Origin of the sequence: Ketogulonicigenium vulgare WSH-001 (genome assembly GCF_000223375.1) — a bacterium.
In the GTDB taxonomy this organism is placed as follows: Bacteria; Pseudomonadota; Alphaproteobacteria; order Rhodobacterales; family Rhodobacteraceae; genus Ketogulonicigenium; species Ketogulonicigenium vulgare.
The window spans coordinates 209,457-224,332 of the sequence record NC_017384.1 but is presented as its reverse complement, the minus strand read 5'-3'; the positions used below and the strand labels follow the sequence as shown (position 1 = coordinate 224,332).

At 63.4% G+C, this 14,876-nt stretch carries 15 protein-coding genes and 1 riboswitch; of the genes, 9 read left to right on the top strand and 6 right to left on the bottom strand.

All coding sequences use genetic code 11. The annotated features are described in order from the left end of the window. Positions 1 to 24: 24 nt before the first annotated feature. From KVU_RS01090 to KVU_RS01075, 4 genes are all read left to right on the top strand, one after another. Positions 25 to 1,086 (top strand): LacI family DNA-binding transcriptional regulator, encoded by a 1,062-nt coding sequence (locus KVU_RS01090; protein ID WP_013383470.1) that lies wholly within the window; start codon positions 25 to 27, stop codon positions 1,084 to 1,086. A 32-nt stretch (positions 1,087 to 1,118) separates the two neighbouring features. After that, complete coding sequence (locus KVU_RS01085; RefSeq protein WP_013383469.1) at positions 1,119 to 1,562, top strand: Rrf2 family transcriptional regulator; 444 nt, start codon at positions 1,119 to 1,121, stop codon at positions 1,560 to 1,562. A gap of 3 nt (positions 1,563 to 1,565) precedes the next feature. Further along, positions 1,566 to 2,447, top strand: a complete 882-nt coding sequence (locus tag KVU_RS01080; RefSeq protein ID WP_013383468.1) for an NAD(P)/FAD-dependent oxidoreductase — start codon at positions 1,566 to 1,568, stop codon at positions 2,445 to 2,447. A 197-nt stretch (positions 2,448 to 2,644) separates the two neighbouring features. Then, the gene (locus KVU_RS01075; protein ID WP_013383466.1) at positions 2,645 to 3,817 is read left to right on the top strand and encodes an AI-2E family transporter; all 1,173 of its coding nucleotides are present in this window, start codon (positions 2,645 to 2,647) and stop codon (positions 3,815 to 3,817) included. Positions 3,818 to 3,831: 14 nt separating this feature from the next. Here KVU_RS01075 and KVU_RS01070 read toward each other — a convergent pair whose 3' ends face one another. Continuing rightward, positions 3,832 to 4,815, bottom strand: a complete 984-nt coding sequence (locus KVU_RS01070) for an aldo/keto reductase (RefSeq protein ID WP_014537468.1) — start codon at positions 4,813 to 4,815, stop codon at positions 3,832 to 3,834. A 236-nt stretch (positions 4,816 to 5,051) separates the two neighbouring features. On the opposite strand from KVU_RS01070, the gene KVU_RS01065 reads away from it, so the two are divergent. The 3 genes from KVU_RS01065 (at position 5,052) to KVU_RS01055 (ending at position 8,646) form a co-directional block, all read left to right on the top strand. Continuing rightward, positions 5,052 to 6,788: a pyrroloquinoline quinone-dependent dehydrogenase gene (locus KVU_RS01065; protein ID WP_014537467.1), complete on the top strand. Its 1,737-nt coding sequence runs from the start codon at positions 5,052 to 5,054 to the stop codon at positions 6,786 to 6,788. 120 nt (positions 6,789 to 6,908) lie between these two features. Next, positions 6,909 to 7,979 (top strand): aminotransferase class V-fold PLP-dependent enzyme, encoded by a 1,071-nt coding sequence (locus KVU_RS01060; protein WP_013383463.1) that lies wholly within the window; start codon positions 6,909 to 6,911, stop codon positions 7,977 to 7,979. 82 nt (positions 7,980 to 8,061) lie between these two features. Beyond that, positions 8,062 to 8,646, top strand: a complete 585-nt coding sequence (locus KVU_RS01055) for an FMN-dependent NADH-azoreductase (RefSeq protein WP_013383462.1) — start codon at positions 8,062 to 8,064, stop codon at positions 8,644 to 8,646. 42 nt (positions 8,647 to 8,688) lie between these two features. Here KVU_RS01055 and ribH read toward each other — a convergent pair whose 3' ends face one another. The 3 genes from ribH to ribD are packed head-to-tail and all read right to left on the bottom strand — an operon-like array spanning position 8,689 to position 11,274. Next, positions 8,689 to 9,123 carry a 6,7-dimethyl-8-ribityllumazine synthase gene (gene ribH, locus KVU_RS01050; protein ID WP_013383461.1) on the bottom strand — a complete coding sequence of 145 codons (435 nt, stop codon included), beginning with the start codon at positions 9,121 to 9,123 and terminating at the stop codon, positions 8,689 to 8,691. 14 nt (positions 9,124 to 9,137) lie between these two features. Further along, a complete protein-coding gene (gene ribB / locus KVU_RS01045; RefSeq protein WP_014537465.1) occupies positions 9,138 to 10,313 on the bottom strand; it encodes a 3,4-dihydroxy-2-butanone-4-phosphate synthase in 1,176 nt (391 codons plus the stop codon). Beyond that, the gene (ribD, locus tag KVU_RS01040) at positions 10,300 to 11,274 is read right to left on the bottom strand and encodes a bifunctional diaminohydroxyphosphoribosylaminopyrimidine deaminase/5-amino-6-(5-phosphoribosylamino)uracil reductase RibD (RefSeq protein WP_013383458.1); all 975 of its coding nucleotides are present in this window, start codon (positions 11,272 to 11,274) and stop codon (positions 10,300 to 10,302) included. The genes ribB and ribD overlap by 14 nt, the downstream gene beginning before the upstream one ends. A gap of 96 nt (positions 11,275 to 11,370) precedes the next feature. Beyond that, positions 11,371 to 11,521, bottom strand: a riboswitch (FMN riboswitch). A gap of 160 nt (positions 11,522 to 11,681) precedes the next feature. Here ribD and KVU_RS01035 point away from each other — a divergent pair. After that, on the top strand, positions 11,682 to 12,611 hold the full coding sequence (locus tag KVU_RS01035; RefSeq protein ID WP_060486295.1) for an aldo/keto reductase: 930 nt from the start codon (positions 11,682 to 11,684) through the stop codon (positions 12,609 to 12,611). Between the two features lie 26 nt (positions 12,612 to 12,637). Next, on the top strand, positions 12,638 to 13,342 hold the full coding sequence (locus tag KVU_RS01030; protein ID WP_014537463.1) for an SDR family oxidoreductase: 705 nt from the start codon (positions 12,638 to 12,640) through the stop codon (positions 13,340 to 13,342). Here the strand turns inward: KVU_RS01030 and KVU_RS01025 are convergent. Continuing rightward, positions 13,274 to 14,308, bottom strand: a complete 1,035-nt coding sequence (locus tag KVU_RS01025; RefSeq protein ID WP_013383456.1) for an NAD-dependent epimerase/dehydratase family protein — start codon at positions 14,306 to 14,308, stop codon at positions 13,274 to 13,276. The genes KVU_RS01030 and KVU_RS01025 overlap by 69 nt on opposite strands. Continuing rightward, on the bottom strand, positions 14,301 to 14,870 hold the full coding sequence (locus KVU_RS01020; RefSeq protein ID WP_013383455.1) for a TetR/AcrR family transcriptional regulator: 570 nt from the start codon (positions 14,868 to 14,870) through the stop codon (positions 14,301 to 14,303). Before KVU_RS01020 ends, KVU_RS01025 begins: the two co-directional genes overlap by 8 nt. Positions 14,871 to 14,876: the final 6 nt, after the last annotated feature.

Genomic DNA, 14,876 nt, shown 5'->3' with positions numbered 1-14,876 from the left:
ATCAATAAAAATCTGAGGGTTTCGATGAAGGACAACCGCCTTCCAACGATGGGTGATGTAGCAAGACTGGCCGGCGTGTCGCCCGCCACCGTGGCGCGTGTCTTATATGAGCCCGAGAAAGTCGCCCTTGCCCGCCGCCAAAAGGTGCAAGCCGCGATCGAGGCAACCGGCTATCGCCCCAATGTGGTGGCGCGCGGGCTGCGCACCAGCCGAACGTGGAAAATCGGGTTGATCATCGTCGATGGGCGGCTGAACCCGTATTTCGTGAATCTCAGCCAAGCGATCCGCCTTGCCGCCATGGCCGAGGGCTATACCGCCCTGACCTTTCAATACGGCTCGGCCAACGAGCCTGTCGCCGATGCGGTGCAGCAGTTGATCCTGAACCGCGTCGATGCCGTCATCTTTTCCTATGCCCTGCGTCCCGAGGATATCGCCCCGCTGACCGCTGCGAACATCCCCGTCGTTCAGGTCGAACAAGAAGCCATCGCTGGCACCGACGCCGTCATGTGCGACCCCGCCCCCGGCATCCGCGCAGCCATCGCGCACCTGACGGCGCTGGGGCATCAACGGATCGCCTTTATGGGCGGCGATCCCGCAGCCTACGCCCGCCCTCGCGTCCACGGCACCACGATGGAGGAAGAGCGCCTCGCCGCCTTCCGCAGCGCCGTGCGCGATCTGGGGGCAGATAGCGACCCCAGCCTCGAGGTGTTGGGCCGCTATTTCACCCTCTCGGGCCTTGACCCTTCGAAAGAGGGCCGCGCCATGATGCAGCGTATCCTGGACATGGACCAGCCGCCGACCGCGATCCTCGCCTCGTCCGACATGCTGGCGGCCGGGATATTGCAGGTGCTGAACGCCGCTGGAAAATCGGTGCCGGGGGATTTCTCGGTCATCGGATATGACGACAGCATTTCCTCGCTGCTGGCACCGCCGGTCACCTCGATCGGCAGGCCCTTGCAACAGATCGCCAAAACCACGCTCGATCTGGCGATTGCGGCGATTACGGATGCCGATCATCGCCCGATGCGCCGCGTTTTCGACACTTCGCTTACGGTGCGCGCCTCGACCGCCGCGCCGAAATCTTGACATGTGATGCGAATCGTAACATATAAAGTTACATGAAACGTGATAGCCGCCTTTCCTCGGTCCTCCACGCGCTGCTGCATATGGCAGAGCATGACGGCCCCATGACATCTGACGCCATCGGCCAGTGCCTTGGCACCAATCCCGTCGTCGTGCGCCGCACGATGGGCCTGTTGCGCGAGGCGGGGCTGGTCTCGGCCGAGCGCGGTCATGCGGGCGGGTGGCGCATCTCGGCCGACCTCAATCGCGTGACATTGCGCGATCTGCATGATGCGCTGGGCGAACCTGCCGTCTTTGCCATCGGCAACCGGCACGAGAACCCTGCCTGTCTGGTCGAGCAATCGGTGAACGCGGCCCTTGATCGCGCCTTCACCGAGGCCGAGGCCCTGCTGCTATCGCATTTCGCGACCGTGACCTTGGCGGCGCTTGCCGCCGATTTCGCCCGTCGTCACGCAGATTGGCGGGCCAGTAAGGAGTAAGTCATGCAAGATGTGATCATTGTCGGGGGCAGCTACGCCGCAATGGCAGCCGCCCTGCAGCTTTTGCGCGCCCGCCGCTCGGTTTTGATTGTCGACGCGGGCCAGCGTCGCAACCGCTTTGCCAGCCATTCGCATGGGTTTCTGGGGCAAGACGGGGTCGATCCGGCCGCCATCTGGGCCAATTCGCGCGCGCAGGTGATGAAATATCCGACCGTCACATGGCTGGATCGCACGGCTGTTGAACTGACCGGCAGCATTGACGATTTCACCCTGCATGTCGAAGGGGGCGCAGCGCATCAGGCGCGGCGCGTGTTGCTGGCAACGGGCGTATCCGACAGCCTGCCCGAGGTGCCGGGCATGGCCCAGCGCTGGGGCCAGCACATTTTCCACTGCCCCTATTGCCATGGATACGAGCTGAACCTGGGCCAGATCGGCGTTATCGCGACCGGCGCCAATTCGATCCATCAGGCGCAGTTGCTGCCCGAGTGGGGGCCGACCACCTTCTTGCTAAACGGCGCGACCACGCTGGACGCCGCCCAACGCGCCGATCTGGCCGCACGCGGCGTCACTATCGAGGAGACGCCCATCCGCGAGATTACCGGCGCGGCCGATGTGGTGCTGACCGATGGGCGTGTGCTGTCCTTTGCCGGGCTATTCACCGCCCCAAAGGCCAATGTGAACGGCGGCCCCGCGCTGCTGGCGGGCGCGGCAACGGAAGAGACACCCTTTGGCATCCAGATCCGCACTGATCAGGGCAAAGCAACCAACATCCCCGGCCTGTTTGCCTGCGGTGACGGCGCGCGCGTGCCGCATTCGCTGTCGCTGGCGGTCGCCGATGGGGCATGGGCGGGCGCGAACATCCACCGCAGCCTTGTCTTTTCCTGACCCTTCCGGGGTGCGCGATTGCCGCGCGCCCCGTCCTTGCGACGCGAAGTTCTTATCACGATTGCCCGCAATGTCACCGCCGTGCCACGTTTTTCCTTGATCATGACCCCCGCAAAGTGCAGCCATGCCTATAGCAGAATTGGCGCGACAAACTGGCCATGACATTGAATATTAGCCCGTGGAGCACCCGCGCATAGATGACCGACCACTCTTCGCACACCGACAATCTGATTGAGACCGACGAAAGCCGCGCCATCACGGCCGAGCGCAAGCGTGCCGAACGCGCCGCGCGCAAGCCCGTAATCACCGATCAGGCTGCCGTGCGCTGGCTGCTGCTGGTGCTGCTGGCGGCCTCGGTTTATTTCTTTTACGGCTTTATCGTTCCGGTTCTGGCCGCGATGGTGATCGCCTTTGCAAGCTGGCCGATCCGCCAGCGCCTTGTGCCGCATATGGGGACGACCTGGGCGGCAATTGTCATGGTGCTGGCGCTGGTCGTCTGTATCGTCCTGCCGATCTTGATGGGTGTGCTGTATGCGATCCACGAGGTACGCGGCTGGAGCATGTGGCTGATGGAGGTGAACACCACAGGCGCCCCCACCCCCGAATGGATGCAGGAACTGCCCTTCTTTGGCGCGCAGATTGATGAACGCTGGGCCGAATTTCTGGGCCGTCCGGGCGGGGTCAGCGCGCTGATCCAACTGGTCACCGGCTCGAACATCATGAATATTTACCGCGGCGTATTGTCCGCCGGTTACTATTCATTCCACCTGTTTCTGAACCTTGTCTTTGTGCTGGTCGCGCTGTTCGTCTTTTACCATGACGGCGACAAAATCGTGGCGCAAATCGGCCGCGTTGGGCGCCGCCTGCTGCCCGAGCGCTGGGATCGCCTGTCATCGGTCGCGCCGATGACCGTCAGCTCGACCGTCACCGGCATGACGTTGATCGCGATTGGCGAGGGTATCATTCTGGGTCTGGCCTATTGGGTTGCAGGCGTGCCTGCGCCTGCGACCTTTGGTCTGATCACCGGCTTTCTGGCGCTGATCCCGGGCGGCGCGCCGCTGGCGTTTACCACGATCTCGCTCTACCTCGTGGCCTCGGGCTCGCCCATCGCGGGGGTCGGCCTGTTCGTCTGGGGCACGGTCGAGCTGTTCATCGTCGACAAAACCATTCGCCCCTGGCTGGTCGGCGGGCCGGTGCGCCTGCCCTTCCTGCTGACCTTCTTTGGCCTGATCGGCGGGATCAAGACCATGGGCATCGTCGGCCTGTTCGTCGGCCCGGTACTGATGGCGCTGCTGATGACGATCTGGCGCGAATGGCAGCGTGAAATCCGCGCCCCTTATGAACGCGCCGAGGATTTAGACCCCCATTAGGGGGTCTAGCACCATCAGCGGCCCGAGAATTTCAATGTCGCCTCGGGATAGCGCGCGCCTTGAATGGTGATATTCGCGGCCTCGATCTCGGCCAGATCGGCGGGCGTCAGGGTCACATCCAGCGCGCCGATATTCTCCTCGAACCGCGACAGGCTGCGGGTGCCAAACAGCGGCACGATCCACGGCTTTTGCGCCAGCAGCCACGCCAGCGCCACCTGCGCGGGTGTCGCACCATGGCGCATCCCGATACGGGTGATCAGATCCACCAGCGCCTGATTTGCCGCCCGCGCCTTATCCGCAAAACGCGGGATGTCGGCGCGCAGATCGCCCGCATCAAAGGTGGTTTCAGCCGTGATCTTGCCGGTCAGGAAGCCGCGACCCAGCGGGCTAAAGGGCACGAAACCGATGCCAAGCTCTTGCAGCAGGGGGATAATCTCGGCCTCTGGCTCGCGCGTCCACAGCGAATATTTGCTTTGCAGCGCCGTCACCGGCTGCACGGCATGCGCGCGCCGGATCGAGGCTGCGCCCGCCTCGGACATGCCAAAATAGCGCACCTTACCCTCGGCGATCATGTCTTTGACGGTGCCCGCGACATCCTCGATCGGGACATCAGGATCGACGCGGTGCTGATAATAGAGGTCGATGTAATCGGTGCGCAGCCGCCGCAAACTGCCCTCAAGCGCGCTGCGAATCTGGCTGGGGCGGCTATTGACACCGCCGCGATGCACGCCTGTGGCCTGGTCGATATCCCAGCCGAATTTCGTCGCTAAAATGACCTGATCGCGGATCGGGGCAATCGCCTCGCCCACCATTTCCTCATTGGTCCACGGGCCATAAACCTCGGCTGTGTCAAAGAAATTCATGCCGCGTTCATGCGCGGCGCGGATCAGATCAATCATCTGCGCGCGGTCGGGCAACGCGCGCGCCTTGCCATAGCCCATCGCGCCCAGCGACAGCGCCGATACGCGCAGCCCTTGGCCAAGTTCACGGGTGATCATGGTGCAACTCCCCTCTCTGTGCCGTTTGCCGTTAGGATTAAAGGCATCTGGACGCAGGATGACAATATCATCTGGCGGCTAGGGCCTATGCGGGATCAGGATCAATCGCCATGCAAGTCATGCAATCATTTTAGGCACTTAAAACTTGCGAATCGCGACAATTTGCCCCAGCGTGCTTTTGTCTCATGCGTATCTTCTCGGAGGAGAGGGATGCGTTTATGCGTTGGAGGACAGAGATGAAACTGACGACCCTGCTGCAAAGCAGCGCCGCCCTGCTTGTGCTTGGCACCATTCCCGCCCTTGCCCAAACCGCCATCACCGATGAAATGCTGGCGAACCCGCCCGCTGGTGAATGGATCAACTACGGTCAGAACCAAGAGAACTACCGCCACTCGCCCCTGACGCAGATTACCGCAGACAACGTCGGCCAACTGCAACTGGTCTGGGCGCGCGGTATGGAAGCGGGCAAGATCCAAGTGACCCCACTTGTCCATGACGGCGTCATGTATCTGGCAAACCCCGGTGACGTGATCCAGGCCATCGACGCCGCGACCGGCGATCTGATCTGGGAACACCGCCGCCAACTGCCGAACATCGCCACGCTGAACAGCTTTGGTGAGCCGACCCGCGGCATGGCCCTCTATGGCACCAACGTCTATTTCGTCTCGTGGGACAACCACTTGGTCGCGCTGGACACCTCGACCGGCCAAGTCGTATTCGACGTCGATCGCGGTCAAGGCACGGATATGGTCTCGAACTCGTCCGGCCCGATTGTCGCCAATGGCGTCATCGTTGCGGGCTCGACCTGTCAGTATTCGCCGTTCGGCTGTTTCGTTTCGGGCCACGACTCGGCCACCGGTGAAGAGCTGTGGCGCAACACCTTTATCCCGCGCGCCGGCGAAGAGGGTGATGAGACCTGGGGCAATGATTACGAGGCCCGCTGGATGACCGGCGTTTGGGGCCAGATCACCTATGACCCCGTTGGCGGCCTTGTCCACTACGGCACCTCAGCAGTTGGCCCTGCGGCCGAGATTCAGCGCGGCACCGTTGGCGGCTCGATGTATGGCACCAACACCCGCTTTGCTGTCCGCCCCGAGACCGGCGAGATCGTCTGGCGTCACCAAACTCTGCCCCGCGACAACTGGGACCAAGAGTGTACGTTCGAGATGATGGTCGTCAACGTCGACGTCCAGCCCTCGGCTGAGATGGAAGGCCTGCACGCCATCAACCCCGATGCCGCCACGGGCGAGCGTCGCGTTGTGACCGGCGTTCCGTGCAAGAACGGCACCATGTGGCAGTTCGACGCCGAAACCGGCGAATTCCTGTGGGCGCGCGACACCAGCTATCAGAACCTGATCGAAAGCGTCGATCCCGATGGTCTGGTGCATGTGAACGAAGATCTGGTCGTGACCGAGCTGGAAGTGGCCTATGAAATCTGCCCGACCTTCCTGGGTGGCCGCGACTGGCCGTCGGCTGCGCTGAACCCCGATACTGGCATCTATTTCATCCCGCTGAACAACGCCTGTAGCGGTATGACGGCTGTCGACCAAGAGTTCAGCTCGCTCGATGTGTATAACGTCAGCCTCGACTATAAACTGTCGCCCGGTTCGGAAAACATGGGCCGTATCGACGCCATCGACATCAGCACCGGCCGCACGCTGTGGTCGGCTGAACGCTACGCCTCGAACTACGCGCCTGTCCTGTCCACCGGCGGCGGCGTGCTGTTCAACGGCGGCACCGACCGTTACTTCCGCGCCCTCAGCCAAGAGACCGGCGAGACGCTGTGGCAGACCCGTCTGGCGACTGTCGCCTCGGGTCAAGCGATTTCCTATGAGATCGACGGCGTGCAATATGTCGCCATCGGCGGCGGCGGCACCAGCTATGGCAGCAACCACAACCGCGCCCTGACCGAGCGGATCGACTCGACCGCCATCGGCAGCGCGATCTATGTCTTTGCTCTGCCGCAGCAGTAAGCGACGACAAAAAAGACGGTGAAAAATCAGATCCTCCGCAGGTTCGCGCCTGCGGGGGATTTTTCATTGCGGGCGGCTCGACGGCCGTTAGGTTGGAGCCATCCCAGCCAGAGGCGCCAGATGTTTCCCATCGCAAAATCCCATTTCCCCGCGCTCGAGGATGATGTCGCCCATTTTGCGGCGGGCGGTCAGACGCCCCTGCCCGCCGCCGCTATGACGGCCATCAACGATTTTGCGCGACGCAAGGGGGCCGGTCAGGCCGGTTACAACGCGCATCAGGCGCTGGTGAATGAGACGCGGCAGCGGACTGCGCGGATCTTGGGCGTCAGCGCGGATGATATCGCCTTCCTCGGCAGCGCCTCGGATGCGATTTCGCGCGTCATTCAGGCGATTGACTGGCGCGCGGGCGATAATGCGGTCATGCCGGCGCTGGATTACGCCAGTGGGCGCGCCGCGCTGCAGCAGCTTGCGCCCCTTGGCGTCAGCCTGCGACAGGTCGAGGCGGCAGGTTGGATTTGCGACGAGGCCGACCTGATCGCCGCCTGCGACGCCCGCACGCGGCTGGTCTATGTCAGCCAGATCAACCCCCGCACCGGTCAAGCCATGGATATCGCGCGCATCCACGCCGCCCTGTCGCCGCGCGGGATTATCGTGCTGAACGACGCAACCCACGCGCTATGCGCGCAATCTGTCGATGGGACAGCGGCGGATATTACCGTGTCGAGCTGCTATAAATTCGTCATGGCGAGTTTCATGGGCGTGCTTTGCACCGGCACGCCCAACGGTCGCGCGCTGATGCCAAAGGGCGCGGGCTGGCATGCGATGGGCGAGACTGGCCCCAAGCGCTGGGAATATGGCAATGTGCCCCATCTGGATGTGGCGATCCTGCACGGCAGCCTTGGCTGGCAGGAGGGTTTGGGCGATATGGCCGCGCGCGGGGATTATCTGCTGGCGGTGGCGGATCAGATTGGCGCGCTGGTCACCGGCGCAGGCTATCCGATCGTGCCGCGCGATGGGGGGCGCGCCTCGCAGAACATCTGCGTCATCGGCGGCGGCGATATCGCAGCGCTTGGCGCGCATCTTGAAACGCAGCGCATTCGCATCTGGTACGATCTGGGCCGTCTGCGGCTATCAGCGCAGATTTTCAATGATGCGGCGGATTTGGATCGCCTTGCCTGCGCGCTGGCATAGAGAAAGGCGGGACGGCAATATGTCCCAGTTACATCTACCACTCAGTAGGGTAATTCACGGGATCGCTTAAACGGATCCTGAAATGAACATTCTTCACATTGACGCCGGAATTACCGGCGATGCCTCGGTCAGCCGCCTGCTGACCGCCGAAATCCTTGCGGCGCAAATCGCACAAAACCCTGATGCAAGCGTTGTGCATCGCGACCTCGCCGCCGCACCGTTGGATCACCTGACCGGCGCACATCTGGGCGGCACTGCTGCGGCAGATGACCTGGCCGCTGGCCAAGCCGCGCTGCAAGAGTTTATGGCCGCCGATCTCGCGATCATTGGCGCGCCGATGTATAACTTTACCATTCCCAGCCAGCTGAAAGCCTGGATCGACCGCCTTGCCGTCGCGGGCGTGACCTTCCGCTATACCGAAAACGGCTCTGAGGGGCTGGCCGGCGCGAAAAAGATCATCGTCGCCTCGTCGCGCGGTGGTTTTTATAGCGAAGGCACCGCTGGCGCGGCGCTGGACCATCAAGAGGCCTATCTGCGTTCGGTCTTTGGCTTTTTCGGCATCACCGATGTCAGCGTCATTCGCGCCGAAGGCGTAGCGATGGGCCCCGAGGCCCGCGACACCGCGATTGAACAGGCCCGCGGCCTCATCGCGACGATTGCCGCCTAAACAGGCAGCGGCTGGGGCGATCAAACGCCCCAGCCAAATCCATCAGACCTGCGCCAAAGTCGCCAGCGCAGCGATACAGGCGGCAGCGGCCTCGCGCCCCTTGTTATGCGCATCATCGCGGCTGCGGGCGATGGCCTGTTCCTCGCTATAGGTCGTGATGATCCCGAAGGTTAGCGGTATGCCGGTCGCAAGCGACGCATTCATCAGCCCCAGACTTGCCGCGCCGCTGATATATTCGAAATGCGCGGTGTCGCCCTTGATCACGCAGCCCAGGCAGATGACCCCGTCATAGCGGCCCGATTGCGCCAGTTTTTGCGCGATCAGCGGGATTTCAAACGCGCCGGGCGCGCTGAAATGGGCGGCGTTCGGCGCGCCTGCCTCGGCCAGATAATCCTCGGCCCCTTTACGCAGGCCGCCGGTGATCTCGGGGCTGAAGGTGCTGGTGACGATGGCAAGGCGCAGGTTGGTTGCGGTCATGATTTTTCCTTTGATTATAGTGTATGGCCAAGGCGCGTGCGCTTGGTGTCCAGATAGGTTTGGTTGAAGGGGTTCGGCGCGATGCGCAGCGGGACAACCTCGACCACGTCGATGCCGTAACGCACCAGCGCGGCGGCTTTCTCGGGGTTATTCGTCAGCAGCCGGATACGCGATCGCCCCAATGCGCGCAGCATATGCGCGGCGGGCCAATAGGCGCGGGCGTCGGCGGGATGGCCCAGCGCCTCGTTCGCGGCAATCGTGTCTAGCCCCGCGTCTTGCAGCGCATAGGCCCGCATCTTTTCGGCAAGACCGATGCCGCGCCCTTCGTGACCGCGCAGGTACAGCAGCAGACCACCCTGATCGCCGATCAATTGCAGTGCCGTCTGCAACTGCGGTCCGCAATCGCAGCGCAAAGATCCCAGCACATCGCCCGTCAGGCATTCCGAATGCAGCCGCACCAGCGGGATGTCATCGCCGCCGTTGACCAGTGCCAGATGCTCTTGCCCATCCAATTGGCTGCGGAAGGCATGCGTCTGGAACCTGCCATGAACCGTCGGCAGCACGGTCTGCGCCACCTGATCCAGCAGATTTTCATGGCGCAGACGATGTTCGGCGATATCGTGGATGCTGATGATCGGCAGGTCGTGCCGCGCCGCGAAGGCCTGCAAATCATCGGCGCGCGCCATCTGGCCGTCATCGCGCATGATCTCGCAAATCACGGCGCCGTCGTGCAGACCGGCAAGACGCATCAAATCGGTGCCGCCCTCGGTATGGCCATCGCGCGCCAGCACGCCGCCCGCTGCGGCGCGCAGCGGAAAGACATGGCCGGGCGAGACGATATCCCCCGCCCGCACGTCCGGCGCGGCCGCAAGCCGCATCGTCGTGGCACGGTCAGCGGCGGAAATGCCGGTGGTGATGCCCACGCGCGCCTCGACCGACACGGTGAAAGCGGTCGAACGGTTCGCCCGGTTCACCCCCACCATTGGCGGCAGGCCAAGCCGGTCAACCTGCGCGCCAGTCAGCGCAAGGCAGATCAACCCGCGCCCGTGCATCGCCATAAAGTTGATCGCCTCGGGTGTGGCGAATTGCGCGGGCAGGATCAGATCGCCCTCGTTCTCGCGGCTTTCGTCATCGGTCAGGATGATCATACGGCCCGCTTGCAGGGCGGTGATGGCGTCATGCAGCGACATGGGATGCCTCGCGATAGGTGGTTGTGATGGTGTCGGCGTCGGCACCGACACGGATCAACACGTGCTGATCCCAAAGCGCGCTTTGCAGCACGGCATCGGTCAGGATCGGGCCCGCCTCGACCAGCACCTCGGTGGCGCGGGGATCATGCAGCGCCTCTGCCAGATCGGTTGCGATGCGCGCATCAAAGCCGCGCGTCTGCGCATCCGTCAGATAGCGCGTAGGCACCCGGCCGCGGCGATCCAGCACCACCAGCGCGCGGCGGTGATCGGGGAAATCCGCCAGATGGCGCACGGTGAACAACGGCCAATCCGCCAGCACAGTGCCAGCGCCTGTCACGATGACCTCGGCCCGGCGCCGCATGGCATGGGCAAGCTCGAGTGAGCTTTGCCGCGCAAAGGTCTTGCGGCCTGCGGGTGGGATCATCGAACCGCCCGCATCCACCACCTGTTTCACCGTGATCCAAGGTCGCCCCGTCAGCACCCGTTTGCGAAACGGCGCGATCAGCGCATCGGCCCCGATCCCGGTACAGGTCCCGGCCATGCCAAGCGCCTGCCAGTCATACACCGCCAGCCCCGCCGCGCGCAGGCGCGCCGTGCCGCCACCGGCAACGCGCGGATTTGGGTCACGCGCACCGATAAAGACGCGCCGTGCGGGCGTTTGCAGGATCGCATCGGTGCAGGGCGCTGTCCGGCCATGGTGGTTGCACGGCTCGAGCGTCACAACAAAGGTGTCGATCTGATCATAAGTGCCGGCGGCGCGGCAGGCGGCGATCGCCAAAGCCTCGGCATGGGCGCTGCCGGCCTTTTGATGCGCGGCCACCGCCAGCACTGCGCCTTTGCTGTCCAAAATGGCGCAGCCGACCGGCGGATTGGGGGCTGTCGCCCCCTGATAGGCGCGCGCCGCCAGCACCGCCCTTTGGGCGGCAGCGGCAATCGCATGAACGTCTTGTGTTTGTGTCATTGGGAGTGACCCGTTTTGTCTAAAAATAAAGACAAACCCAAGGGCGCATGACGGCAAAGGCCCCGACTTGCCAAAGCAAGCAAGTGCCGTACCTTCATGTGTTCTCTCTCATCCGGACTATACCGTCGGCTCCGGGTTCACACCGGATCTGCTGACCCCATCCCTGATGGCATGGGCGCTCGCGGGCTGATGCGCTTGTGGCGCAAATACCGCCGGTGGGGAATCGCACCCCGCCCCGAGAACGTCTGCCCGGCAATCCTTGCCGAACCGGCACAGGCTAGACCCCGCCGCCGCAGATGACAATCCCCGCGCAGCTGCACTGGCCCAGCTACCGCATTATCGCATTGAATCATCTTGATCCCTTACGCATTCTTGGCAGGAACATTTCGTTTCAAGGCGCATTTCAGATGAAAACCTATACCGTCCCCCATACCAATCTGCAGATGTCCAGCGTCGTGCTTGGTATGATGCGCATCGCCCAGATGGAGAATACCGAGATCCGCGCCCTGTTCGATGCGGCGGTGGCGGCTGGCATCAACACCTTTGACCACGCCGATATCTATGGCGGCGCCCGCCACGGCTGCGAGACCCGCTTTGGCGAGGCGATCACACTGTCAGCCGCCCAGCGCGAACAGATTGTCATCCAAAGCAAAGTCGGCATCCGCCCCGGCTATTTCGATTTCTCGCGCGAACATATCTTGCGCACCGTCGATGGCTCGCTGGCCGCGCTGAAAACCGATTATCTGGACGTGCTGCTGCTGCACCGCCCCGATGCGCTGGTCGAACCCGAAGAGGTCGCAGAGGCGTTTGACACTCTTTATGCCGCGGGAAAGGTACGCCATTTCGGCGTCTCGAACCACACGCCGGGTCAGATCGAGCTGTTGAAACGCACCGTGCGCCAACCGCTGCGGTTCAACCAGATGCAGCTGAGCATCACCCATTCCAATCTGATCGCACAGGGGATTGCCGCGAATATGGGCGGCCTCGCGCAGTCGGTGTCGCGCGATATCGGCCTGATGGACTATACCCGTCTAAACGGCATGGTGCTGCAAGCCTGGTCGCCGTTCCAAAAGGCGTTTTTTGACGGCACGTTCATTGGTGACCGCGAAAACTATGGCCCGCTGAACGAGGCGCTGGATCAGCTCGCAGCCGCCCATGGCGTGACACCCACCGGCATTGCCGTCGCATGGATCACGCGCCATCCGGCCAATATTCAGGTGGTGCTGGGCACGACAAAACCCGCACGCATCACCGAATGCGTCGCGGGCGCGGGTGTGACGCTCAGCCGCGAGGAATGGTATAGACTGTTCACCGCAGCGGGCCATACCCTGCCCTAACAGCCGTTGCGCGCAAAGGAGCCGCCATGACCGATCAGAAAGTTGCAATCATCACAGCAGGCGGCTCGGGCATGGGTGCGGCCAGCGCGCGCAAACTGGCCGCCGACGGCTATCGGGTGGCGATCCTGTCGTCATCGGGCAAGGGCGAGGCTTTGGCCCAGGAATTGGGCGGCATCGGCATCACCGGATCGAACCTTGTGCCCGATGATCTGGCGCGGCTGGTCGATCTGGTGATGGATAAATGGGGCCGCGTCGATGCGCTGGTGAACAGCGCAGGCCACGGCCCCCGCGCGCCGATCTTGCAGATCAGCGATGCCGATTGGCATCACGGGATGGAGGTTTACTTCCTGTCCGCCCTGCGCCCCATCCGCCTTGTCACCCCGATCATGGAGGCGCAAGGCACGGGCGCGATTGTGAATATCTCGACCGCATGGGTGACGCAGCCCACCGCAATGTTCCCGACCTCGGCCGCGTTCCGTGCAAGCCTTGGGACATTCACCAAGATCTATGCCGATGAGTATGCGCCCAAAGGCATCCGCATCAACAATGTGCTGCCCGGCTGGATCGATAGCCTGCCCGCCACGGACGAGCGGCGCGATAGCGTGCCGATGGGCCGCTATGGCGAGGCCGCAGAGATCGCCGCGACCGTCGCCTTTTTGCTGTCAGAGGGCGCGGGCTATATCACCGGTCAGAACATCCGCGTTGACGGCGGGTTGATCCGATCGGTCTGACGCGGCGCGAAGCTCGGCCAGACCGTCCTCCCATGTGATGACCGGCGCATAGCCCAGATCACGCTGCGCCTTGAGGCTATTGAGCGTGATTTCCACCGCGCTGGTCGCATATTCCTGAAAACTCAGCGGGCCACGGATGCGACCGCCGCTGAGGCGATACAGCGCATCGCCGGTCTGTGCGATGCTGCGCAGCAGGCCCCGCGGCACGGATTTATGGCTCGCGGCCAAACCTTGGGTCGCCAACAGGCCCGTGACCGTCTTGCGGAAGGTGCGCGGGGCACCGTCGGTGATGTGATAAACCTGCCCCGCGCGCCCGCGCGCGATGGCCAGATCGACGCCGTGACATAGGTTCGCGATATGGGTGGTCGAGCTGAGGTAATCGCCCCCTGAAATCCACGCGAATTTTCCCGATTTTACCGCCGCCACCAGTGTCGGCAGCGCTGTGCTATCGTCGCGGCCCCAGACCATGCGCGGGCGCAGGATCAGCACGCGCATATCATCGGAAAAGCCGCGCGCAATCACCTCGGCCTGCGCCTTACCTGCGCTATAGGCCCCGGCGGGACGGGCGGGATAGGGTGTATCCTCGGTCACGTTATGCAGCGGCTGGCCCGATTGCAGCACAGAATCGGTGCTGATCTGCACGGCGGTCGTCAGGCCCGCATCGCGCGCGGCGATAAAGGTGCGGCGCGTGCCCTCGCGGTTGTCTGCCGCCGCCTGCGCGCCCGGCCCGTGGTCAAGGCTGGCGGCGGCATGGATCAGGACGCCCGCCCCCGCCATTAGGGGCGCAAGGTCGCTGGTCAGCACATCGCCGATTACCGGCGCGCCGCCCAGCGCCTTGACCCGCGCGGCAGCGGCGTCCGAGCGGACGAGGCCAATCACGGTTTGGCCTTTGGAAACAAAGTGGCGCACAAGGTTGCGACCGACATAGCCGCTGGCGCCGGTGATAAAGACGGGGTGATCAGTCATCCCCTACCTCCGGTTCGATGTTGCCTGTTAGGGCAAGGTTTTCAATATCTTGCAGAATTTCAGCGCGCGCGGCATCGGACCATTCATGCAGTTCTAGATACTGCTGGAACTTCAACCCCTCGAGGGCGAGCCACGCCAGCCGTGCCGCGCGGGGGTGGCTGGCACCGTCCAGCAGTGCCTGACCCAGCGCGTTCTGGTTGCGCCGGAAGTCACCACGCAAATCGGCATCCTGCAACAGCGCCGCCACCAGCGCGAGGACGGCGGCGTTGCCGCCCTGTTGCGGCGGGCTGCGGCGCGCGGCACTGATGCGGCCGCGCAGCGCTGCATCCGGCCCGGTAAATTCCGCAGCCGCCGCCGCGTTGAAGGCATTATCCGCCGCGATGGTGCGCGCGACCAGCGCCCCCACCAGATCCTTTTTGCTGGCATGCTCATACAAAACCGTCGCTTTCGAGACGCCTGCCTCTTTCGCGACAGCATCCACAGTCAACACGCCGTCGCGGGCGACGACGCGTTCAACCGCGTCAAGGATCTGGCTTTGGTCATGTTTGCGGGGGCGCGGCATGGTTCA

Coding starts and splice junctions, on each gene's coding strand:
- ribD (WP_013383458.1), bottom strand. CDS start 11,274: ATGACACAAACACAAGACGTTCATGCGATTGCCGCTGCCGCCCAAAGG.
- KVU_RS01020 (WP_013383455.1), bottom strand. CDS start 14,870: ATGCCGCGCCCCCGCAAACATGACCAAAGCCAGATCCTTGACGCGGTT.
- KVU_RS01060 (WP_013383463.1), top strand. CDS start 6,909: ATGTTTCCCATCGCAAAATCCCATTTCCCCGCGCTCGAGGATGATGTC.
- KVU_RS01085 (WP_013383469.1), top strand. CDS start 1,119: ATGAAACGTGATAGCCGCCTTTCCTCGGTCCTCCACGCGCTGCTGCAT.
- KVU_RS01080 (WP_013383468.1), top strand. CDS start 1,566: ATGCAAGATGTGATCATTGTCGGGGGCAGCTACGCCGCAATGGCAGCC.
- KVU_RS01075 (WP_013383466.1), top strand. CDS start 2,645: ATGACCGACCACTCTTCGCACACCGACAATCTGATTGAGACCGACGAA.
- KVU_RS01035 (WP_060486295.1), top strand. CDS start 11,682: ATGAAAACCTATACCGTCCCCCATACCAATCTGCAGATGTCCAGCGTC.
- KVU_RS01090 (WP_013383470.1), top strand. CDS start 25: ATGAAGGACAACCGCCTTCCAACGATGGGTGATGTAGCAAGACTGGCC.
- ribH (WP_013383461.1), bottom strand. CDS start 9,123: ATGACCGCAACCAACCTGCGCCTTGCCATCGTCACCAGCACCTTCAGC.
- KVU_RS01030 (WP_014537463.1), top strand. CDS start 12,638: ATGACCGATCAGAAAGTTGCAATCATCACAGCAGGCGGCTCGGGCATG.
- KVU_RS01065 (WP_014537467.1), top strand. CDS start 5,052: ATGAAACTGACGACCCTGCTGCAAAGCAGCGCCGCCCTGCTTGTGCTT.
- ribB (WP_014537465.1), bottom strand. CDS start 10,313: ATGTCGCTGCATGACGCCATCACCGCCCTGCAAGCGGGCCGTATGATC.
- KVU_RS01055 (WP_013383462.1), top strand. CDS start 8,062: ATGAACATTCTTCACATTGACGCCGGAATTACCGGCGATGCCTCGGTC.
- KVU_RS01070 (WP_014537468.1), bottom strand. CDS start 4,815: ATGATCACCCGTGAACTTGGCCAAGGGCTGCGCGTATCGGCGCTGTCG.
- KVU_RS01025 (WP_013383456.1), bottom strand. CDS start 14,308: ATGACTGATCACCCCGTCTTTATCACCGGCGCCAGCGGCTATGTCGGT.